General features: G+C 45.2%; 21 protein-coding genes and 1 riboswitch. Of the genes, 7 read left to right on the top strand and 14 right to left on the bottom strand.

Annotation, left to right across the window (positions count from 1 at the left end):
• Nucleotides 1-4: 4 nt before the first annotated feature.
• The 3 genes from CHX35_RS09380 to CHX35_RS09370 form a co-directional block, all read right to left on the bottom strand.
• The gene (locus CHX35_RS09380) at nt 5-763 is read right to left on the bottom strand and encodes a phosphoadenylyl-sulfate reductase (RefSeq protein WP_091837078.1); all 759 of its coding nucleotides are present in this window, start codon (nt 761-763) and stop codon (nt 5-7) included.
• A gap of 38 nt (nt 764-801) precedes the next feature.
• A riboswitch (SAM riboswitch) is annotated at nt 802-903 on the bottom strand.
• Between the two features lie 134 nt (nt 904-1,037).
• Nucleotides 1,038-1,550, bottom strand: coding sequence for a phosphatidylglycerophosphatase A family protein (locus CHX35_RS09375; RefSeq protein ID WP_245838719.1), 513 nt, complete (start codon nt 1,548-1,550; stop codon nt 1,038-1,040).
• 52 nt (nt 1,551-1,602) lie between these two features.
• Nucleotides 1,603-5,103 (bottom strand): DNA polymerase III subunit alpha, encoded by a 3,501-nt coding sequence (locus CHX35_RS09370; RefSeq protein ID WP_091836887.1) that lies wholly within the window; start codon nt 5,101-5,103, stop codon nt 1,603-1,605.
• Nucleotides 5,104-5,277: 174 nt separating this feature from the next.
• Here CHX35_RS09370 and CHX35_RS09365 point away from each other — a divergent pair, with 174 nt between their 5' ends.
• From CHX35_RS09365 to CHX35_RS09350, 4 genes are all read left to right on the top strand, one after another.
• Nucleotides 5,278-5,610: a YtrH family sporulation protein gene (locus CHX35_RS09365; RefSeq protein WP_091836885.1), complete on the top strand. Its 333-nt coding sequence runs from the start codon at nt 5,278-5,280 to the stop codon at nt 5,608-5,610.
• A gap of 4 nt (nt 5,611-5,614) precedes the next feature.
• Nucleotides 5,615-6,139 carry a hypothetical protein gene (locus tag CHX35_RS09360; protein ID WP_091836884.1) on the top strand — a complete coding sequence of 175 codons (525 nt, stop codon included), beginning with the start codon at nt 5,615-5,617 and terminating at the stop codon, nt 6,137-6,139.
• Nucleotides 6,140-6,192: 53 nt separating this feature from the next.
• Complete coding sequence (locus tag CHX35_RS09355) at nt 6,193-6,423, top strand: YtzJ family protein (protein ID WP_091836882.1); 231 nt, start codon at nt 6,193-6,195, stop codon at nt 6,421-6,423.
• A 73-nt stretch (nt 6,424-6,496) separates the two neighbouring features.
• The gene (locus tag CHX35_RS09350; protein ID WP_091836880.1) at nt 6,497-6,814 is read left to right on the top strand and encodes a YtpI family protein; all 318 of its coding nucleotides are present in this window, start codon (nt 6,497-6,499) and stop codon (nt 6,812-6,814) included.
• A gap of 47 nt (nt 6,815-6,861) precedes the next feature.
• Here CHX35_RS09350 and ligD read toward each other — a convergent pair whose 3' ends face one another.
• The 11 genes from ligD to CHX35_RS09295 all read right to left on the bottom strand — a co-directional run bounded on the left by ligD (nt 6,862) and on the right by CHX35_RS09295 (nt 17,319).
• Complete coding sequence (gene ligD / locus CHX35_RS09345; protein WP_091836879.1) at nt 6,862-7,767, bottom strand: non-homologous end-joining DNA ligase; 906 nt, start codon at nt 7,765-7,767, stop codon at nt 6,862-6,864.
• A 40-nt stretch (nt 7,768-7,807) separates the two neighbouring features.
• Entirely contained in the window at nt 7,808-8,719 is a 912-nt protein-coding gene (locus CHX35_RS09340; protein ID WP_176392001.1) for an ATP-dependent DNA ligase, read from the bottom strand.
• A gap of 31 nt (nt 8,720-8,750) precedes the next feature.
• On the bottom strand, nt 8,751-9,578 hold the full coding sequence (ku, locus tag CHX35_RS09335) for a non-homologous end joining protein Ku (protein ID WP_091836875.1): 828 nt from the start codon (nt 9,576-9,578) through the stop codon (nt 8,751-8,753).
• A gap of 236 nt (nt 9,579-9,814) precedes the next feature.
• Complete coding sequence (locus CHX35_RS09330; RefSeq protein ID WP_091836873.1) at nt 9,815-11,545, bottom strand: ABC transporter permease/substrate binding protein; 1,731 nt, start codon at nt 11,543-11,545, stop codon at nt 9,815-9,817.
• On the bottom strand, nt 11,526-12,740 hold the full coding sequence (locus CHX35_RS09325; protein WP_091837076.1) for a quaternary amine ABC transporter ATP-binding protein: 1,215 nt from the start codon (nt 12,738-12,740) through the stop codon (nt 11,526-11,528). Before CHX35_RS09325 ends, CHX35_RS09330 begins: the two co-directional genes overlap by 20 nt.
• A 184-nt stretch (nt 12,741-12,924) precedes the next feature.
• Nucleotides 12,925-14,238, bottom strand: a complete 1,314-nt coding sequence (locus CHX35_RS09320; RefSeq protein WP_091836871.1) for a DRTGG domain-containing protein — start codon at nt 14,236-14,238, stop codon at nt 12,925-12,927.
• 132 nt (nt 14,239-14,370) lie between these two features.
• Nucleotides 14,371-14,646 carry a hypothetical protein gene (locus CHX35_RS09315; RefSeq protein ID WP_091836870.1) on the bottom strand — a complete coding sequence of 92 codons (276 nt, stop codon included), beginning with the start codon at nt 14,644-14,646 and terminating at the stop codon, nt 14,371-14,373.
• Nucleotides 14,647-14,828: 182 nt separating this feature from the next.
• The gene (locus CHX35_RS09310; RefSeq protein WP_091836868.1) at nt 14,829-15,518 is read right to left on the bottom strand and encodes a metal-dependent hydrolase; all 690 of its coding nucleotides are present in this window, start codon (nt 15,516-15,518) and stop codon (nt 14,829-14,831) included.
• A gap of 45 nt (nt 15,519-15,563) precedes the next feature.
• Nucleotides 15,564-15,911: a YlbF/YmcA family competence regulator gene (locus CHX35_RS09305; protein ID WP_176392000.1), complete on the bottom strand. Its 348-nt coding sequence runs from the start codon at nt 15,909-15,911 to the stop codon at nt 15,564-15,566.
• 365 nt (nt 15,912-16,276) lie between these two features.
• Nucleotides 16,277-16,687, bottom strand: a complete 411-nt coding sequence (locus CHX35_RS09300; RefSeq protein ID WP_091836865.1) for a hypothetical protein — start codon at nt 16,685-16,687, stop codon at nt 16,277-16,279.
• A 173-nt stretch (nt 16,688-16,860) separates the two neighbouring features.
• On the bottom strand, nt 16,861-17,319 hold the full coding sequence (locus CHX35_RS09295) for a hypothetical protein (protein ID WP_091836863.1): 459 nt from the start codon (nt 17,317-17,319) through the stop codon (nt 16,861-16,863).
• A gap of 262 nt (nt 17,320-17,581) precedes the next feature.
• On the opposite strand from CHX35_RS09295, the gene CHX35_RS09290 reads away from it, so the two are divergent.
• Genes CHX35_RS09290 through CHX35_RS09280 form a run of 3 tightly spaced genes read left to right on the top strand, consistent with a single transcriptional unit; the run spans nt 17,582 to nt 21,539 of the window.
• Nucleotides 17,582-19,042: a YheC/YheD family endospore coat-associated protein gene (locus CHX35_RS09290; protein WP_176391999.1), complete on the top strand. Its 1,461-nt coding sequence runs from the start codon at nt 17,582-17,584 to the stop codon at nt 19,040-19,042.
• Nucleotides 19,042-20,160 carry a YheC/YheD family endospore coat-associated protein gene (locus CHX35_RS09285; protein WP_176391998.1) on the top strand — a complete coding sequence of 373 codons (1,119 nt, stop codon included), beginning with the start codon at nt 19,042-19,044 and terminating at the stop codon, nt 20,158-20,160. Before CHX35_RS09290 ends, CHX35_RS09285 begins: the two co-directional genes overlap by 1 nt.
• Nucleotides 20,157-21,539: a YheC/YheD family endospore coat-associated protein gene (locus tag CHX35_RS09280; protein WP_176391997.1), complete on the top strand. Its 1,383-nt coding sequence runs from the start codon at nt 20,157-20,159 to the stop codon at nt 21,537-21,539. The genes CHX35_RS09285 and CHX35_RS09280 overlap by 4 nt, the downstream gene beginning before the upstream one ends.
• The last annotated feature ends 6 nt before the right edge of the window (nt 21,540-21,545 follow it).

Below are 21,545 nucleotides of genomic sequence, written 5' to 3'. Positions count from 1 at the left end.
CCCATTATGGTTGAACATGTAGGCCACATTCAGTCTTTTGCATTCCTGCCCAACGCCCATCTCGGTAATCTTGCCCATCTTCTACCGGTCTCGTACATTTGTCACAGCCAATACTGGGATAGCCTTGATCATGGAGGACATTGTAAGGAAGGTCCTCAGAACGGATATAGTCCCATACATCATCCCACGTCCAGTGAATCAAGGGACAAACCTTAATCGATTGGAATCGATCATCCTTATTGACAAACTGGGTAAATTGACGTGATGGCGACTGATCCCGTCGAAGGCCAGATAACCAGGCCGTCGCTGGCGCTAACGCTCGTTCTAAAGGCTTGATTTTGCGCAATTGACAACAAAGGTTGGGTTGACGTTCCCACAACGCATCACCATAGGCATCGGCTTGCTCAGCAAGGGTCAATTCTGGCTTTACAAGCTCAATTTGCAATTGTGGATACCTTGCTTCCACTTGGCGAATCACATCATAGGTCTCTTTAAAATGAAGGTCCGTATCAAGAAAAACAATGGAGGCATCTGGCTTCACTTTAGAGATCAGGTCGATCAAAACCATGCCTTCAGCGCCAAAGCTACAAGCGTAGACTAAATCATCACCGTATTCACGATAAGCCCACTCCAGGACCCGCATACTCCCCTTTAATGAATCCCCAATCGGGAAGACTGGAAGGTCACTTCCCCAATTTTCATACGTTAATGGTGTCCCCAAGCAGACCACCTCCAAAGTGATAATATAAAAAAGCTCCTCCATAATGGATAGAACTCGGTTGAAGGAACTATTCCCCATCAACCCCATCTTCCAAAATGAAAATCATTTTGCTGGACTAAGCGCCTTATGTTCCTTCACAAGTCGCCAGGCTTCATCGGGTCATTTCCCTCCACCGATAAGATTTTAGTCTCATTTTAGTGAGTGACCCAAAATAAGTCAACCCTTTTTTCCTAGTTTTAAGATCGGAATTATATTTATTTAAGAAAACACAAAAATACCGGGCATTTTCCGCCCGGTATCCCCTACGATCTTACTCTCATGCTTTATCCAAGGGTTCAATCTCACTTTCACGGTACTGCTCCAAATCTGGGTTTTCATGGGCGATCCGCGCGGAAGCCGCAGCGGCTACACCTGCCACTAAATCATCTAAGAAAACATGAACGTTCCCCGTGTGATTATTCAGTTCGCGAAGAACTCCAACTTTAATTTTATCGAGGTAGCCAAAGCTCGTTAAACCGATGGTTCCATATACATTGGTAATGGATAACGCAAGAATCTCATCCAATCCATACAACGGCTCATCATTCTCTAACATCAATTGCAAAGGATGGGGTAGACACTTTTCTTCTGCTAACGTATCAAGGGCGATCCCTGTGATCAGAGCATGTTGAACTTCTCGTTTTTTCAATACTTGTTCAACGCTCGCTAAGCACTGCTCTTTCTGTAAATGCCTATTAAAGGGACGCTGTAATTCATAAGCAATCTCTGCGATATCCATCAGCGTAACACCCCGCTGTGTGAGAAGACGGAGGGTATGATCGTATAACAAGGGAATCCACCCACTTTTCGGACAGTCGTGGTTCATATTATGTCGTTTACACCTATCGGGTGCCGGAGGAAAAAACCTCTTTTAAACGGAAGGAATGCTCACCCAAGATGTCTTCAACACGCCTTTTACATGATTCCGAGGGGTGAATTCCATACTTTGCAACTGGTAAGGCTAGCACTTTCCCTGTCGATTGATAGTAAAGCCGGACGGCTACATGACCTTTGTATTCCGCCAATACCTGATGTAAGGAAGCCATTGCTGAAGTCCCTTCCTTTTCCGTAGGAATCCGAATATAAGCCTCCACGTGAGGGACTCGACTTTTGGCGCTCCGATCCTTCTTATTCGGTTCCGTTGTCTGTTGATCGGCAGTGGGATTTTTAATCTTGGCGGCCACTCGCTCCAGATCCTCAATGGTTCCAGGAATCAATTTTACTCCTTTTTCATGGTGATTGATCCTTCCAGTCACCAAGATCGGACGATCCAGTTGCAAAAGAGAGCGATATTGACGCAACGCTGTGGGAAAAACGACCATCTCCACCTGATGGGAAAAGTCTTCAATGGTTACAAATGCCATTCCGTCTCCCTTTTTCGTCGTGATCCCTTTAACGCTGCGAACTAGCCCTGCTACCTTCACGTTCTTCTCTTCTGGAACCGCCTCTAAATCACCCAATCGATGATCCGTTGTTTGGGAGATCATATCTTGCCAATCATCGAGAGGATGTCCCGATAAATAAAGACCGAGCAGTTCTCTTTCCATTTCTAATTTTTCGCTTTGGCTAAAGGGTTTCACATGGTTATAATCAAACTTTACTGACACGCCCTCCCCAGGATCATTAAAGAGTTGTAACTGATTCTCGTTTGCCCTACGCTGGCACTCCAGACCATGCTCTATCGCTTCATCCAACATGGCTAACGCTTGAGCGCGATGCTCAGGAAAACCATCCATTGCTCCACACTGAATCAAGGACTCCATCACACGACGATTGCAAACCCGCAGATCCACTCGCTCACAAAAGTCGAAGAGATTACGAAACTCCCGCTTCTTTCTTTCGGACAAAATGGAAGTAATCGCTTGGGTACCCACATTTTTAATCGCGCCTAATCCCATTTGAATGCCACTTTTCTTTACCGCAAAAGCACGTTCACTCTTATTAACATCAGGGTGAGCGATCGAAATACCCATCCGCTGGCAATCTTCGATGTACTCTGCCATCTTGGTGTGGTTTCCCATCACAGTCGTGAGTAAAGCTGACATAAAGTGCTGAGGGTAATTTGCTTTAAGGTATGCCGTCTGATAAGCCAGTACCGCATATGCCGCTGAGTGACTTCGATTAAATCCATAATCAGCAAATTGCACAATCAGGTCATATACCTTCTTCCCCGTCCCCACACTGTATCCTTTGGCAATCGCCCCATTCACAAAAGCTTCCCGTTGTTCATCCAAAACCGCCCGTTTTTTCTTAGAAACGGCTCTTCTAAGAATGTCTGCTTGTCCTAGGCTAAAGCCTGCCATCGTACTCGCAATTCGCATAATCTGTTCTTGATAAACGATGATTCCATAGGTATTTTGCAAAATGGGTGCGAGGTCTTTATGGGGGTAATCCACCTTCTCCAACCCATGTTTGGCACGAATAAATCGAGGGATTTGTGCCATCGGTCCCGGTCGATAGAGGGCTAACACCGCGATGAGATCCTCAAAGGTTGATGGCTTCAGCTCACGTAAAACCTTTCGCATGCCGGCTGATTCCAGTTGGAAAACACCCATTGTCACACCTTGACTTAACAGCGTATACGTCGTCAAATCGTCATAATCATCGCCCTGAAAATCAATATGCTCCGCCTCATTTTCTGCGATTGCTGCCACTGTCCGCTCAATTACGGTTAAGTTTCGTAATCCTAGAAAATCGGCTTTTAATAAGCCGATCTCTTCCAACGCTTCCATCGGATATTGTGTCAAAGAAACCCCATCGTTCCCCTCTTCCAAGGGTACAAAATCCGTCAAATCCCCTTTAGAAATAACGACCCCTGCCGCATGGGTGGAAGCATGACGAGGAATTCCCTCCACTTTCTTCACTGTCTGCATCAGCCGGATCAGTCGCGGATCTTGCTGACACCACTTGGCGAGTTCCGATTCTGGCTTCATCACATCCTCTAAACGGACACCTGGCTGAGCTGGAATCATTTTTGCCACTTTGTCCACATCCCGATAGGGAAGTTCCATCACTCTTCCCACATCACGGACCGCTGCACGAGGCGCCATGGTACCAAAGGTAATAATTTGCGCCACACGATGATCCCCATATTTTCGGGTCACATATTCGATAACCTCATCGCGCCGTTCGTAATTAAAATCAATATCGATATCCGGCATGTTGATTCGTTCTGGATTTAAAAACCGCTCAAACAAAAGTTGATAACGGATCGGATCGATATCGGTAATGTGCAATACATAAGCAACAAGGCTCCCTGCAGCAGATCCACGACCAGGACCTACAGCAATCCCTGCTTCCCTTGCAAACCGAACAAAGTCCCACACAATCAAAAAATAATCTGCAAATCCCATGGTCGCAATGATCGAAAGTTCATAATCAAGTCGTTCCATCACCTCTGTGGTTTGCTCAGGGTACCGCTCTCGAGCCCCTTCCAAACATCGGTCGCGTAGATAATTGGCTGCATCCTCTTCTTCTGGGATTGGAAAAGCAGGTAATAACCTGCCGCCTAACGGTATGGTCACCCGACATCGATCGGCAATCCGGCGTGTATTTGCCACTGCCTCTGGCATATGAGCAAACAAACGGGCCATCTCCTCCGCAGACTTTAGGTAAAACTCTTCCGTTGGAAAGCGCAGTCGCTCGGTATCCTCTAACTTACTGTTTGTCCCAATACAAAGGAGACAATCTTGCACCTCAGCATCTTGCTGTTCAATGTAATGAAGGTCATTCGTCGCGACAAGGGGAATACCCATCCCTTGCGAAAGACCAATCAATTGCCGATTCACCTGTTGCTGTTCTGGAATCCCATGATCTTGCAACTCGAAAAAGAAGTTATCCGAACCAAAAATTTCACGATACTCCTCTGCTAATCGTCGCGCCTTCATGATGTCCCCATCAAGGATCGCTTGGGGAACCTCCCCTGCAAGGCAGGAACTCGTCGCAATTAACCCCTTGCAATACTGTCGAAGCGTTTTCTTATCGATCCGAGGTTTATAGTGGAACCCTCGAAGATGAGCCTCCGTCACCAATTTCATCAAATTGCGGTACCCTTCATCCGTTTCAGCCAAGAGCAAGAGGTGGTAAATCTGCCCCTCTCGTTGCGAAGGACGTTCCTCCATGCTTCCTCCAGTCACGTACATTTCACAGCCAATGATCGGTTGAATCCCTTCTTCTTGACATGCTTTATAGAAAGGAATGACACCATACATGGCCCCATGATCCGTGATCGCTAAGCTATCAAAACCTGTCCTTTTTGCCTTTTTTACTAACTCACGAATCCGTGCCGCTCCATCCAAGAGACTATACTCGGTATGTACATGTAGATGAACAAAGTCGCTCATGCCAACCACCTTGTTTTTGCGAAATGATTACCCTCATTATACCCCATCTCCCTAGATGCGAACATACGACCCCATCCATTCCCAATGATGACTTTATGCGCCTGTCCACATAAACCCCATTTTCCACTCATAATGATGTATCAACGCAAATGATCTGCAAAAGGGGGCGCCAACTTGTCAGCAGGTGAATTTTGGTCAACATCCGTTCTCAATTTTTGTATCGCACTCGGTGTTGTACTTGGAGGTTCGACTATGGGTGGCGTCGGAGCCTTCTTTACCAATCAACCCCCACTTTATGTCATGGATAACTTAGCCGATCAATTAAAAATCTGGGCACTGGTCGCTGCCCTTGGCGGAACCTTCGATACCATCAAGTCCTTTGAGCTCCATATTCTCGGTGGAGAACTCGATCAGGTCTTTCAACAACTCATCTTTATTTTAAGTGCATTTTTTGGAGCACATGTCGGTACCACTCTGGTTCGTTGGCTCATCAACGGAGAATGGTGAACATATGGTTAGGGGTAGGCATATCCGTCACATCCGACTCATCGTTGCTTTCCTCTTGGGTATTCTAATCGGCTTCGTCACGATGACTTTCACCTATGGTAGCAAGTTAGAAGGACTATACGCAGAACGAGAGACCCTTTACTATGAATACAACCAACGCGTGAAGAAGATAAAACTTCTTCAACAAGACCTTGACAAACGTGCCGCACAAAACGCTCGACAACGGGAAGGTTCCCAAATCATTAAACAAATCCAGGTTGAAGTTGATTCCCCGGTCAAATTTAACCAAAGCTTAGTCAAGGCAGAAGTTGAAACCATCCTTAAACCCTTCCTTAACAAATCTGTTCGTTGGGTAAGTAGCGACCCCGCCCTATTGGATACCATGCTGAAAAAAAGGATTGTCAAACTACCGGATAAAAATACAGTGGAAATTCGTCTAAAGTACCTCGCTTTCTTCGATTCAGAGTTAAAAGTGTGGGTCTCTGCCCGGGAAATTTCTGACAAAGATGTGACCATGCGTGGAGAATAATCGCCAAACTTCCCTTTAATGTGTATGATAAAGAGAGAAAGGGGGGGATCCTGTTGATAATTAATCGCAAAGAACTGGTAAGGGCAAAGATCGAAAAATTAAAGTTAGGGTACTCCGCTTATGCAGAGAGTAAGGCAGTTGCTCAATTAATTGAGAAGGAACTTGACCGCCTCAACCTTCCCGTATTCATTGATCGAACGGCGATCGGCTATTGGTTTATCCCCAAAGAACAGGGAGACTCCTATCAGCAATGCCCCCCAGATCACATGGAGTCACCCCGTTAACTCATTCTCTCACGCAAGCGCTTCCGCCTGCTGGCGGAAGCGCTTTTTCGTACATATGAAAGGTGGTTTTCCAGTGAAAATCCTCCTCTTGAGCTTAGTGATCATCATCATCCTCACAGCGTTGCGCACATTTACCCTCAGTATGGCCTCCCATCGCACCGATGGTCTGCCACGCATGAAACTGCGCGCCAAGATGAATATGTGGATGGGGACCATGTTTTTAGCCGTTTCCTTATTACAGGCTCTCTCCTTCTCTGGTAACTGGGTGCGTACCATCCTTTTGTTAATCATCGCGGCTCTCGGTTTTATTAACCTCTTTGCGGGCTGGAGTAATCGATTACGAGTCCGTCGCATGGAGGAAGAGCAGGAGAAAAAAACGAGCGATACATAATTTTTATTTTGCAGAGACGGTATCCAGTAGCCAGCCCAATGAGCTGGCTACTTTTTTTCCTTATCCAGAAATGCTAATATCGCATCCAATCGATAAGGAGTCTTTGATCGATTAACCCTTTGAAATGGATCTCCATTTAATGCTAAACGCTTATGTATGGTTTCAACTGTAAAGGCTCGCGGTGTCAAACCTGGCTGAAGCTCATCCCAGGTAAGTGGTGTGGAGACAGGTGCGCCAGCTCGAGCACGTGTACTATAGGGAGCAATCAGAGATTTTCCCTCCCAATGCTGGAGGTAATCAAAATATACTTTCTCCCCCCGTTTATCTACCTTGCGCTCGATTGTGATTAAATCAGGGCGGCGACTCACCAGATAATTGGCTAAAAAATGGCTGATCCGGCGGGTTTGTTTAAAGGTGTAAGCTGGCTCAATCGGTACATAAATTTGCAATCCCGTCGCCCCAGAAGTTTTCACGACGCCATCTAGCTCCAATTCTTGTAGCGCTTCACGTGTGAGAAGGGCGGTTTCTATCACACGATTGAAGTCCTCCACAGAAGGATCGATATCAAAAACCATTTCCGTCGGCACGCCAGGATCATCCACCCGGTCAAAGGACAGATGAAATTCAAGGCAAGCAAGATTCGCTAGCCATACAAGAGTGGGTGTATCCGCCAAGAGAACATAGTTTACATTCCCCGATCGCGCTGTTGAGATCCAATCCGGACAATGGGGAGGCGCATTTTTCTGATAAAAGCTTTCCTTTTCTATACCATCCGGCCATCGGATTGTAGTAAGGTATCGCCTATGGGCATAGGGGAGTATATACGGGGCGAGTCGTGTCAGGTGTAGTATCCACTCCCATTTGGTTAACGATCGATCAGGAAATAAGATTTTATCAGGATTCGAAATACGAATTTCTTGTCCTTCAATTTGCACGGTTCTCCCATTGCTCATTACTTTTCCTCCCATGACTGATGACCGCTTTCTCAAATGATCATGAGGATATAAATCCTTCGATTCGCGGAGAACGAAGGCTCCCGACCGGGGTCCACTCTAAGAAACGAACCTTCACCTGCAGGGTTGGTGCTACCCAATGGATATCTCGATCAGGCGGCGGATTCACTACAGTAGGTTTGGTTTGTTCCTGGGATAGGTACCATTCCGAAAGAATTCTCCTCTCCTCACTGCTTAGACCCGACCCTGCCCTTCCAATATATCGCCATCGATTGCCCTCCTCTAATAACGCTAACGCCAACGAATGGACGCCACCTGTGCCCAATACCACGCCACTTACCGTCGCAATCAGTTGACGAAAATGTTTTACTTTTTGCCAGGTCGAATGCTTATTCCCTGGATGATACAACCCCTCGCGCTCTTTCATCACAATTCCTTCCCATCCTCTACGACGGGTTTCCTCCCAAAGAGCAAGCCCGTCATCAAAGCTATCCGTATGCTGAATTCTCTCTTCCTTCATCTGTGAAAATAAATCGCGTAGCCGTGTTTGGCGATGGGATATGGGTTGGTGGATCAACGTCTGATCCTCTTCATAAAGAAAATCAAATACCATATAATGGACAGGGATTTGGCGTGCTAGTGTCTGAATACGGTAGGGATCGGATGCCAAGTCTCTTTTTAGTATTTGGAAAAAATCGGAACGCCCTTGGTGAATCACAACCAATTCTCCATCCAGAATCCCTGTCCTTATGGGAATTCGCGCCAATGCCTGCACCATATCTGGATAACGCTCCGTTCGATCCGCCCCCTTCCGATTGACCAACCGAATCCTTCCCTGATCAATATAAGTCAACATACGTACTCCATCCCACTTGACTTGATAAAGCCATTCCGTTGATTGGAACACAGCTTCCCGAAGCAGTGGTTGCATCGGTGCGATTGTATCCAGCATGAATAAAAGCCCCATTTCCTTCAACCAACGATTATTTAGCCGCTTTTTTCTTCGAGGGGGTGGTTTTCTTGCGACCTTTCTTCCCCGTGGTTGGGGAGGACTGATTGAGGCTTGCCTTCAGTGCTTCCATGAGATCCACCACGCGCTCAGGTTGCTTCTCTGGCGCTTCCACAATATCTTCTCCCTTCACTTTCTTCTCGATCGCCCCCTCCAGAGCTTCCCGATAGTCATCTTGATACTGCGTCGGATCAAAGGATACCGTTAATTGGTCGATCAATTGGATCGCCATTTTTTTCTCCTTTTCAGGGAGATCGACTGTTTGCGGAACATCGGGTATTTGCCCAGCATCCCGTACTTCGTCAGGGTAAAAAATCGTTTCAATGACTAAGCTATTATGGTAAACTCTTACAACCGCTAAGGACTGTTTGGAGCGGATTGTCACCTTTGCCACACCAATCTTTCCACTTTCATTCATCGCATCTCGCAGCAGTGCATACCCGCGATCTCCATGGTCCCCAGGTCCTAAGTAATAAGTTTTATCAAAATAAATGGGATCAATCTCTTCTAACTTTACAAAATCAAGAATCTCAATCGACTTTCTATTTTCAGGCATGACCGCTTCAATCTCTTCTTTTTCCATCAATACAAATTGATTGTCGGCGTATTCAAATCCTTTGACAATGTCCTCCCAGGGTACTTCCTCCTTACATGTCGGACACGTTCGGTGATACTCAATCGGGGTTTTGCATTTACGGTGCAAATTCCGAAAGCTGATTCCCTTGTCCTTCGTTGCCGAAAACATCTTTACCGGGATATTCACTAGCCCGAAGCTAATGGCTCCCTTCCATACCGTATGCATAGTACATACTCCCCCTTCTACTCTTCATCCAAATGAATGGAGTCCCTTAAGCTTATCGGAGCGATACATTCTCTAACATTCACTTCATTCACCAACAGTATCAGAACTGTCGATCAACCTAATAATGGAAGCTAAACGTTATGCGAAAATAAGAACGTTTCCAGCGCAGAAAGCCCCATCGACCGTTACCATATAAAAAACTCTCCACAGCATGGTGGAGAGTTTCCATTGAAGATTTACTTCGTCCATTCCTTCACTTTTTCAGGATGCTCTTTTACCCAATCAGCAGCAGCATCTTCTGGCATTTTCCCATTATGAATTTCCAGCATGACTTGTTGCATATCATCAGCGGACCAATTGAATTGATCCAGAATCTTATATGCCTGAGGATCCTTCCCTTTAAGATCCTTACTGGTAATGGTGTTGATATTTTCTTTTCCACCATAGATCTTTTTAGGATCCTCAAGAAACTTTAAGTCGTATTCCTTAAACATCCAATGGGGAACCCAGCCCGTGATAACAATGGGTTTTTTGGCGTCGATGGCCTTTTTTAACGATGCAGTCATTGCCGCGTCAGAACCTTCGACCAGTTTCATATCAAGCTGATAGTCCTTAATGGCCTTTTCAGATGCTTGCATGATCCCTGCACCTGCATCGATTCCAATAATTTGATTTTCAAACTGACTTTTATCTTTCTTTAACTCATCGATCGTGTTTGCTTTGACATACTTCGGCACAACCAGTCCGATACGTGTCCCCTTCAAGTTGGGGCCCAAATCATCGACTTGGTCCTTGTACCGGTTATAAAAGTCTTTGTGAGTCAACGGAAGCCAAGCCGCTACCATTGCATCTGCGCTACCGGTAGCAACCCCAGACCACATCGGTCCTGCCTCTACTTGTTTCATTTCAACCTGATACCCTTCACCCTCCAATACCGTTTTTACCACATTGGTACTGGCAACTTCTGACTCCCAGTTCACGTAGGCAAGGGTAATCGTTTTCTTGCTAGCCAATCCTCCAGGGGGTTGGTTCAAGAGGGCAAAGGTAGCGAGGATCGCTATTGCAACAACCGCTGCAATTGGTTTACCCAAACGCCCAAAAAAGCCTTGTTGGCTTCGGGGAACAGCAGTCGAGGTTTTTTGTTTCCCCATGTTTTGCGTGATTCGATCGAGAATGATGGCGATGATCACAATCGCCACTCCACCTTCAAACCCTCTCCCCACTTGAAGACGCGTAATTGACTGCAACACAATAGATCCAAGCCCACCTGCTCCAATCATGGCTGAGATAACAACCATGGATAAGGAAAGCATAATCGTCTGGTTAATCCCTGCAAGAATCGTGGGACGTGCAAGGGGAAGTTGTACCTTCAGTAATTTTTGACGCGGCGTCGAGCCAAACGCATCCGCTGCCTCAATTAAATCTTTTGCAACTTGTCGAATGCCAAGATTGGTCAGGCGAATGGTTGGCGGCATCGAAAAGATCACCGAAGCAATCACACCGGGCACAGCTCCCAGAGAGAAAAAGAATACGGCAGGAATTAGATAGACAAAGGCGGGCATGGTCTGCATGAAATCCAAAATGGGATTCATGACCTTTTGCACCCGTTGACTTCTTGCGGACCATATTCCTAAGGGAATACCAATGATAATCGAAATAATCGTAGCTGTGAGAACCAAAGCAATGGTCTCCGCACTTTCACTCCAGTACCCCAAACTATCGATCAAGAGCAAACCGATAAAGGTAAACACGGCAATGGAGAGCCGACTTGCTAAAAATGCTAAAAAAGCGATCACAAGGGCAACCACAAGGGGAGGCGCTGAATCAAATATCGTCTGAAAGAAATGGACTGTAGGCTGGATAATCCCAGAAATGAGAACAAACAGAGGCTTAAGATTGGCCTGAAACCATTCCACTGCCATATCCACCCAGTGATCTAACGGTATTTTAGGAAGTTTCAAGTTCATTCACCCCATTTCCAGCGAGGGCGGCGAAAATAGCACCCCGGACAACCATCCCACGTAATTTACCTTGATCATCAACAATCACTGCGGGTTGCTTAAATTCTTTTTCCGCCATCATCTGCAATAATTCATGGACAGGCATCTCTTCTGTTGCCGTCACGACATCGGTTTCCAAGGCCATTTCAAGTGCTTTTGCTTCCTCCTTGGCCTCGACTGCTTTTTTCGCTTCTTCTGCAGTAAGAATGCCAAGAAATTTACGATCACGTCCGACAACCATCAAAGTGGAGGTGCCTTGTTCACGCATCCGTTTCAAGGCAACCCTTGGGCCATCTTTTTCTAATACGAGAACTTCTGACCGTTTCATGATGGAACCGGCGGTAAGTACTTTTGTTAGATTAACGTCCTCGACGAATCGTTCCACATAATCATTTGCAGGTTTCGTCAATATTTCCTCAGGCGTACCCACTTGCACAATTGCTCCATCTTTCATCAGAGCAATCCGATCCCCTATGCGAAGGGCTTCGTCCAAATCGTGGGTAATAAAAACAATCGTCTTTTGCATGTTGCCTTGTAAATCGAGCAGTTCATCCTGCATATCCTTACGAATCAAAGGGTCAAGCGCACTAAAGGCCTCGTCCATCAAGAGAATATCCGGATCATTTGCTAACGCCCGAGCAAGACCGACCCGTTGTTGCATCCCGCCTGATAATTGATCCGGAAGGCTATTTGCATAATCTTCAAGACCGACCAATTTGAGTGCTTCCTGTGCTTTGTTCTCACGTTCCTCACGAACCATGCCCTGGATTTCAAGACCGTATTCCACATTTTCCTTTACGGTCCGATGGGGAAACAGAGCAAAGCGCTGAAATACCATCCCCATCTTCGTACGCCGAAGGCGCCGCAACGCCTCGGCATTCATCTTTGTTACATCTTCTCCGTCCACCATAATCGAGCCATCCGTTGGATTAATCAGTCGATTAAATAGACGAACCAACGTAGACTTCCCACTCCCTGATAAGCCCATAATGACGAAAATTTCCCCTGAGTCGACATGAAAATTAGCCTGATTCACACCCACAGTCATCCCTGTGTTTTTGAGAATCTCTTCCTTGCTTTTTCCTTGTCGAACCATCTCCACACCTTTTGCTGGGGTGCGTCCGAAAATTTTCGTGAGGTCCTTCACTTCGATTTTCTTCATTTTCTTCCCCCTGCAAGCTTTTTCATCCGAAGGCAATTCCATGGTTTCCCTATATAGAATCCCCTCGAGTGTATAAAAAAACACCAATGAGGTCAAAAAAGAACCCACATGGTGCATAATGATAGCACATTCCGGTAGAAACACCAAGGAAACAACCTTAATTTCCTATTAGATTCGTTATTTGTCAGCGTTCAATTAACTGAGCTGTCACTAACGCTTTGGCAACAACATGTTCCCCATGATACACTTCCAAATCGACTTTCCCCGTCTTTCTCCCAATATCGATGAGTCGAGGAATGATAATAACTTCTTGCTCAAGCTGAACCGGTTTCAAGAAATAAAGCGTTAAGTTATCCGTTACCATATCCCCTCGATGTTGTCGACGTAAACGTCGATACGCTGCTTCTGTTAAAAGAGAGGTAAGAACCCCGATGGATAAGGTACCTAAGGGGTCGGTCATTTGAGGCGTTATCATCCCTTTATAAACCATCTCCCCATTCCCTTCCCGGACTTCTTCAAACCCTCGGAAGATCAAATCATCGATGGTTTCACCCACCTGGGGTTGCTTTTGCATATATTGGAGGGACTTAATCACATCCTGGCGGCTAATCACACCTAACAGTTGGTGTTGTGGACTGACAACCGGTAGCAATTCGATTCCTTCCCAAACCATCTCATGAGCCGCTGCGGCTAAAGAGGTCATTGGCGTTACCGTAATTGGATTTTTCGTCATGACGCTCTCAACCGTCTCCTCCGAAGAGTGCCCTACCACATCCTTTGCAGTAACCATTCCATATAATTTTCCTTCATTATCGACAACAGGGTACCGGCTATGACTGGTTTCCTGTACCAACTGATGAAAATCTGCAATGCTGTTATGCAACGTAAGAAATTCTGGCAGATGGTCGGGTGACAACATATCTTCCACCAGTAGGATCTCTTTCTTGATGAGGCGATCATATATGGCTCGATTAATCATTGCTGCTACCGTAAATGTGTCATAGGAACATGAGATCACTGGCAATTCCAAGCGATCTGCCATTAATTTCACTTCTTCTGTCGCATCAAATCCACCTGTGATCAACACAGCAGCCCCTCGTTCAAGAGAGATTTGATGGGCATTATCCCGATTCCCAACAATGAGAAGGTTTCCCGGTTCCACATAGCGGATCATTGCTTCTAACTTCATGGCCCCGATGACAAAGCGATTGAGGGTTTTATGCAGTCCCTCTTTACCACCTAGTACTTGTCCGTCCACAATGTTAACCACTTCGCCAAAGGTAAGGCGTTCTATTTCTGATCGGTTTTTCTTCTCTATTCGTACCGTTCCCACACGTTCAACGGTTGTAACTAACCCTTGTACCTCCGCATCTTTAATTGCCCGATAAGCAGTCCCTTCAGAAAAACCCAGCTCCCGGGCAATCTGTCGCACTGAAATCTTGTGGCCGATTTCAAGATTCTCTATGTATTCTAAGATCCGTTCATGTTTCGTGGCCACGTTAATGAACTCCCTTCGTCCTAAAATCGCTCTTCCACAATTATACACTAGGTACTAACGGATACCAAAAGAAAATAAGGAGACGCGGAAGCGGTCTCCTTATCTCTGTGAATCTGTTCATTACTTGATTAATTAATAAAGTCGACGAACTTTTCGTTGTGCAACTTTATTTGATCGTTGCACTTCCAACCATCGTTTGCGACGGTCTTGTTCTTCTTGACGTCGTCCCTCACGATCCAATTGAAGAACCTTGCGCCAGTTTGCAGCAATTACAAGATAGGCAAATCCCAACCAAAGGAATGTAAATAGTTTGCTAGTCTGATCAATCCCTGGCACAGGCAGTCGAGGAATGGCAAAGATCAACATAAACAACGCTAGAAATAAAGCGATATGATGTTTACTTTTCATCCGCTAAAGGCCCCCTCCTTGCTACAGTTTACGGGTCAAGCTCCGTCAACATGCAAAAAAAAAGAGACGGTGGCTATTCACCGACTCTCATTGGGGGTTTTCATCCTATGATTATGGTAGTCCTTTGATATTACAGAATCATTACACAAGAATTACAAGTTGATTGTCTTGGGTATTTTTTCTCAAATTTGCATTGATTCACCAGGAGATAGTACCGTACCTTGGATTTTCTTTCCTTCCAATCGTTGAACAAACGCCTCTGGATTCTGCTCAATAACAGGAAAGGTATTATAGTGCATCGGTACAACCTGCTTTGCACCCACCCATTCAGCGGCCAATAATGCATCTTCGGGTCCCATTGTAAAATTATCTCCAATAGGGAGCAAGGCAAGCGCTACATCATTTTGCATCCCGATGATTTTCATATCGGAAAACAACCCGGTATCCCCGGCATGATAGATGGTTTTTTCACCTAAAGTGAGCAATAAGCCTGCCGGCATGCCTGTATAGACAATTTGTTGTTTCGATTCATCAATATGAGCTGATCCATGAAAGGCTTGGGTAAGCTTTACACGGCCAAATTCAAAGTGATGAGAACCCCCGATATGCATTGGATGTACATCAACCCCTTGCCAGCTGATCCAATTCGCTAGTTCAAAGGGAGCAATTACCGTCGCCTCGTTTCGTTTGGCAATCTCGACAGTATCGCCCACATGATCATCATGTCCATGGGTAAGAAGTATCCACTTTGCTTGAATTTCTTCTGGTTTCGCCTTCGCTAACGGATTCCCATTAAGAAAGGGATCAATAATTAATTGATGGTTCTCATAATGAAGTTCAAAACAGCTCTGACCATGAAAAGTAATTTTCATTGGAAAATCTCCCGTCCTTTCTTTCTGCGTTACAAATCGATACGGTTACTCATTATTCGTATCATTTAACGCTTCAAAGGGGGTTGCCAAGATACGATTAATATCTTGCATGAGTTGTCCAACCCGACCTTCTGCTTCTAAATAACGCGTAAGATTCGGTTTCCCATTAACTTCAGTCACCAATTTCGCCCATTCCGCTTTCTGATCATCATTGGGCTCAGTCCCTTGCATCTGATGAGAGGACATTTCCATTTGCTTTTGCCGAAAATGTTCAATCAAAAGGCGATCATCCGGGCTTTGATCAATCAAGTTCTTTGCCTCAATCAAGGATGTTAATTCTTCTGAGTTCGTCAACGCTCGCGCTAGCTCATGCGCTTTATCATAGGGATTCATATGGAGCCTCCTCTTCCAATTTTCACTCAGTAAAATAAACGCAAACATAAATGTCAACCATTTCGCCTGTTTGACAGAGCATTCGATGCAAAACTACGTCATTATATGACCTGTAAGGTAATTGCATTATACCTTGTGAGTTCCGCCTCTGTAAAATCATATAAAATTAATGGTAGATCGTTAAAAATATAAAAAACAGGCTCCTCAATTACTTCTAGAGGAACCTGAAAGGAGTCTTACCAAGTGGGGACTCCAAATCGCGTTAGCTGTGGAGTAACGAAGAACGCTCTAATTAGAACTGAATCACTCGATCCAAACCACTAAACAAGGTCTCTAACAACCAAAAGTGTTAGCGACCCATCCAATTACGGGGTATGCGAGAAACTATACATATCACCGGTAAAATAAGATACTTCATCATCTAGGATATCCACATAATATTTTCCCGGCTCCAAATTAGTAAATTCTGCGTGGTAAAAATCTAGACTTTTGACCGAAGTACACTTATTGGTGGCAGTATTACACAAATTTACTAATAAATATTCGGGTCCAGCTAATGATTTAGAACCCGTTATTCGGTCAATTTTGTAAATCGAAGTGACACCGACCCATACAGATGATTTAGCACTCGTAGTTTCGACGACATCTTCGTATCCCCCCTCTGTGGTATGGGTATTAAAGGGTATCCATGTATCAGACGCATAAGTGGGCAAGGTACTTACCATCATCAGAGCAAACAAGGCAACAAATAACACTATAATTTTTTTAACATTCATACAAATCACTCCATTTGATATATTTGAGGACGAGCAGGGGCAAGCAAACCCCTTACAAGAAGCGAATTCAGGGATTTCTTACCCCTAAGTGCTCGACCTCATCTAAATCTCGGTAAGGCCAATGACAAAGCTCAATTTACAAACTTTCACAAGCCGATTAATCAAATCATACGTTAACGATAAATAAAACTATATTTCCCCGTGATACCCTTTCCAGTAACAACCGCCTTCGTCATCTTTATGTTATAAACTTTACCTACTTCAAAACCATCCAATGTTACGGTAGGTGAAGTCCCGTCTAACACTTTAGTCTGTATAAGAGTAGCATTCTCATCGGCTTCATTAGCATCGTACAAAGAAACTTGTAATCCAGCTAAATCTTGGTAGTTATTAATGTTGAATGTCATTGATGTATACAAATCCCCATTAAGTTTCAAATGGAAATAGGTATCTTTACTTGAACCTGTCGCAAAATTATACCATAAGATATTACTACTGATTTCACTACGACTATCAGCGATCTTCGATTCAACATTTGCCGGAGCAGCAAAAGCATTGGAAATAGAAAATAAGCTAACAACTACCATCAAACAAAAGGAAATCGAAATCTTAATAAAATTCAGCTTACTCATTCTGAACATCTACCTCCCGCCAAGCGTGTTTCCACAAAACTTGGCTTTTTATTATTTTAGTCACTTGGTAAGATCACCAAATTCCTACATCTATTATATACAGTAAACAGTCCGATGTCATTAAAAAAATAATAAAAACAAAAAAATTACACCAATTAACCTCTTCCCTGCCAACTGGCTTCCTGCCCAAGCCCCTTTTATTCACCCGAAAAAACATGCCCACATACTTTATATCAGTCACTTCATGCGAAAGGGGATCGGCATGGGGCATGCACGATTATGTATCCAAGTTGTATCAGAGCTACTCTTCCCCGAAAAAGCAAACATTATTATGAGTCACTCCATCGCCAAACGGTTAAATATCCCTCGCCATCCCATTTGGGTCACCTTCGGCTCATCATCCGATATCGCAACCATATTCTACTCAGAAACCAATACTCCGCTAATTCGTATTAGTTCACGATTAGCTTCTCAACTAAAGCTACATGGTGACATCAAAACCTTAAATGCCCATTTTGACCCTCCATCTCGTCGTCTCACTCTGGGACCTTGTTTCGGTGTTTTATTAAACCAAGACGTACAAGGTAGCGAAAACCAACTGTTCGGTGATTTAAGTGGCTTTTTAGAAGAATGCGCTCGTGCTGCTGCGAATCGAGGAATCTTCTTCAATGTATTTTCCCCAGAAGGAATTCGACCGGATAAGGGACTTACGCAGGGGTGGCTTTGGGATAGCAAAGCTTGGAAAAGTTGTGATGGACCCCTTCCAGACGTCATCTACAATCGCATAACGACACGACGGATTGAAAAGGATCAAGGACTCCAACAAAAGATGGAGAAGCTTCGCACAGACCATCAGGTTGTCATTTTTAACGAAGGATTTCTTGATAAGCGTCAAGTTCATGAGATTTTATCTCAGGATGAATCCATGAGACGGTTCCTCCCGGACACCATCCCCTGGGATCCTACCCATTTGCGCGCGATGGTTCAACGCTATCGCACCGTATTTTTAAAACCCATTCATGGTAGTCTTGGCCAGGGAATTATTCGTGTGAGCTTAGAAAACAACAAATGGATCTGTCAATACGCTGAGGAGTCAGGCACAGAAACACATATTTTTTCACAATTTAAAGAAGCGATTCGAAAGCTCCGACGAAAAACCTCCCGTACTCGCTACATTATCCAAAAGGGCCTCGATCTAATAACCATCGATGGACGCTCTGTCGATTTTCGCGTACTTGTACAGCGTAATTCTACCGGTGTTTGGGCCATTACTTCTTCAGTTGCCCGAATTGCCAATGACTCTCACATTGTCTCCAACCTCGCAAAAGGAGGTACGCTACGTAAAACCGCGGAGGTCCTTACCGAAGCAAAAACGATCGGTACAAAACCAACCATTTACGAATTGCGGGACACAGCCCTGGCCATTGCGAATTCCTTTGAGAAATTGGTCCAGGGTCATTATGCGGAATTGGGGATCGATCTTGTACTCGATCAGAGGGGGCAGTTATGGTTGATTGAACTTAATTCAAAACCATCGAAAACGAGTGACACGGTCACCAATACAAAACTTACAACACGCCCCTCTGTCATCCGTTTGATCGATTATGTCACATATTGCACGGGCTGGACTCCATTTATGTCAACTAAAAAAACACCTCAAAAGAAAATGCCAGCTAAAAAGTCCCCACGTCCCAAGCAAAAGCCCTCCGGGAGGAAAAAATGATGAATGGCACCAACCAATACGGGATGGGCGTCATCGTCTGCCGGTCGAATCACCAGACGCCTCCATTTCAAGAAAAAAGTTATTATCAACAGCTCACCCAGGAGGGAATTCCCCTCGGCATCCACGTCATGGTATTTTGTCCGATGGACGTCGATTGGCAAACACGTAGCGTAAATGGGTGGCGCTACAACCCGAACACTGGGCAATGGAGCTCTGATCGGTACCCTCTTCCCTCTCTCATATACGATCGATGTGGATACTCTGATAGCCGGCAGTATCAGATGTATAAACCCTACGTGATGAGCCTTTCTAATGACCCCAATATTCAGTTCCTGGGTCGACCCCTTGGCGGAAAATTACCCAACCATGAAATGCTTGTAAAAAATTCAAGCCTCCTTCCCTATTTGCCACAAACGTTACGTCTAACCGCCTTCAAAGATGTACGCTCCTTTATTGAACAACACGATTCAGTATTAATTAAACCAAACGGCGGGAGTCATGGGCGTGGAGTCGCTGCCATCCTCCCTCATAGCAAAGGATATGTGGTGCGCGGACGATCCCCAAAAAATCAACCCTTTCAGATTCGACTTCACAAAGAGACTTCGCTACGCAATTGGATCAATCGATTTACCAAAGGGGTTCGTTACGTGATTCAGCCCTTTTTACACCTTGATACCTCTGACAGACGCCCCTTCGACTTACGCATTCTCGTACAAAAAGATGGTCTGGGTCAATGGGCAACGACTGGAATGGCTGTCCGCTTAGGTTCTATAGGCAGTCTAACATCCAATATTCATGGCGGAGGAAAGGCCGAGCGTGCAATCCCCTTTGTTCACGAACATTTCCCACAACAAGCCAATCAGATCCTTGCCACTCTTCAATTCCTATCCAAAGAAGTTCCGTTGCAAATTGAACGAGAACATGGTCGTTTAATTGAACTTGGACTGGATACCGGAATTGATCGCCAGGGACAGGTATGGTTACTCGAAGCCAACTCAAAGCCAGGACGATCCGTATTTCTCCTTACGGGAGAAAAGGAGATCCGCATTCAATCGGTTCGTCGTCCTATCCTCTACGCTCGAAGTTTAGCCCAAGGTCTGATAGGAGGTTCTGTATGAGCTCTATACTTTGCCAAATTCACCCTGTTTCTGTTTCAAATCCTTCACAAACTATCGTCGTATCACGCAGCCTCTTCCGTGAATGGAATTGCCGTACCAGGCAGACTATTCAGATATCTGTGGGCAATAAATCCATGAATGTCCGTGTCATTGAGGGGAAATCTGAAGATGCAACGATTCTGCTACCTCGACCCATCAGCCGCCAACTCTGTATCCCACACTTTGGTGAAGTTAGGGCCACATACAATAACCGTGAACTTCGGATCGGTCCCGTCCTTGCGATTCTAACCACAGGCGCATCCAATTCCCCTGCTTCTCCCTTTGGGGACCGATCCAATCTTTTTCGCCATTTTCTCACAGCCGGTCAAGATAATAAGCCCTTTTTCTATGTCTTTACCCCAAATATGGTCAATTGGAGACAGCGCACTGTGCAAGGATGGTTTATTCGCAAAGATGAGTCGGGCCAAAATCGTTGGTTCCGCCACATTGCCCCCTTGCCTGATGTCATTTACGAACGAGTTCCTAATCGCAGGGCCGAGGCATTGCCTCATGTAGAGGAGTGTCGCCTCCGCTTACAAACACTAGGAAATTGCAAAATGTTTAACCAAGGTTTTTTCAATAAATGGTCCGTACACGAAAAACTGTTCACCCATGAACTGGTATCCGAAAATATCCCCGAAACCGTTCATGACCTCGATGAGCATTCCATTCGTGATCTGATTGAACGTCATAAAATGGTTTATTTAAAACCGACAGGAGGTAGCCTCGGGCTTGGGATTTTACGGATTACACGGGACCCTAAAAACGGCTACTATTGCCGCTTTCGTAATAACGAAAAAAATATCCTGCGCCACTATAACTCCCTCGAAGCCCTCCTTGTCAATCATTTCGGGCCAGAACTCGCACCACTTCGGCGATATTTAGTTCAACAGGGAATTCGATTAGTCAAATACAAAGATCGACCCGTCGATTTTCGTGTGCACCTTCATAAAGACAAAACCGGACAATGGAAAGTAATCGGCATCGGTGCCAAGGTAGCCGGCGCAGGGTGTGTCACCACCCACGGAAGAACTGGTGGATCCATTATCGCCGTTTCTGAACTGCTATCCCTTGCCTTTCCTGGACAGGAAACTGAGATCGAAGAGAAAATTGCGGAAACATCCATTCGTATCGCTTTAGCAATGGAGAGCACAATGCCTGGTCCCCTTGGAGAACTTGGTTTAGATATCGGTGTGGATCATCACCACAAGGTATGGTTATTTGAAGTCAACTCTAAACCGGGTCGTCATATTTTCCATCATCCTACACTCCATCAAGCGGGACAAAAATCCGCACGATGCATTACGGAATATGGATTAAAGTTGGCGCAGTTCATTTGAGAGAGG

The sequence above is a fragment of the Marininema halotolerans genome (assembly GCF_900116235.1).
Classification (GTDB): Bacteria; Bacillota; Bacilli; order Thermoactinomycetales; family DSM-45169; genus Marininema; species Marininema halotolerans.
Note: the sequence above shows the minus strand (reverse complement) of the source record. Positions and strands in the feature narration are given on the sequence as shown.

Bases quoted from the DNA above. Each gene is read 5' to 3' on its own strand.
- CHX35_RS09380 (WP_091837078.1), bottom strand. From the start codon at position 763: ATGGAGGAGCTTTTTTATATTATCACTTTGGAGGTGGTCTGCTTGGGG.
- CHX35_RS09370 (WP_091836887.1), bottom strand. From the start codon at position 5,103: ATGAGCGACTTTGTTCATCTACATGTACATACCGAGTATAGTCTCTTG.
- CHX35_RS09360 (WP_091836884.1), top strand. From the start codon at position 5,615: ATGGTTAGGGGTAGGCATATCCGTCACATCCGACTCATCGTTGCTTTC.
- ligD (WP_091836879.1), bottom strand. From the start codon at position 7,767: ATGAGCAATGGGAGAACCGTGCAAATTGAAGGACAAGAAATTCGTATT.
- CHX35_RS09340 (WP_176392001.1), bottom strand. From the start codon at position 8,719: ATGCTGGATACAATCGCACCGATGCAACCACTGCTTCGGGAAGCTGTG.
- ku (WP_091836875.1), bottom strand. From the start codon at position 9,578: ATGCATACGGTATGGAAGGGAGCCATTAGCTTCGGGCTAGTGAATATC.
- CHX35_RS09330 (WP_091836873.1), bottom strand. From the start codon at position 11,545: ATGAACTTGAAACTTCCTAAAATACCGTTAGATCACTGGGTGGATATG.
- CHX35_RS09325 (WP_091837076.1), bottom strand. From the start codon at position 12,740: ATGAAGAAAATCGAAGTGAAGGACCTCACGAAAATTTTCGGACGCACC.
- CHX35_RS09315 (WP_091836870.1), bottom strand. From the start codon at position 14,646: ATGAAAAGTAAACATCATATCGCTTTATTTCTAGCGTTGTTTATGTTG.
- CHX35_RS09310 (WP_091836868.1), bottom strand. From the start codon at position 15,518: ATGAAAATTACTTTTCATGGTCAGAGCTGTTTTGAACTTCATTATGAG.
- CHX35_RS09305 (WP_176392000.1), bottom strand. From the start codon at position 15,911: ATGAATCCCTATGATAAAGCGCATGAGCTAGCGCGAGCGTTGACGAAC.
- CHX35_RS09300 (WP_091836865.1), bottom strand. From the start codon at position 16,687: ATGAATGTTAAAAAAATTATAGTGTTATTTGTTGCCTTGTTTGCTCTG.
- CHX35_RS09295 (WP_091836863.1), bottom strand. From the start codon at position 17,319: ATGAGTAAGCTGAATTTTATTAAGATTTCGATTTCCTTTTGTTTGATG.
- CHX35_RS09290 (WP_176391999.1), top strand. From the start codon at position 17,582: ATGGGGCATGCACGATTATGTATCCAAGTTGTATCAGAGCTACTCTTC.
- CHX35_RS09285 (WP_176391998.1), top strand. From the start codon at position 19,042: ATGAATGGCACCAACCAATACGGGATGGGCGTCATCGTCTGCCGGTCG.
- CHX35_RS09280 (WP_176391997.1), top strand. From the start codon at position 20,157: ATGAGCTCTATACTTTGCCAAATTCACCCTGTTTCTGTTTCAAATCCT.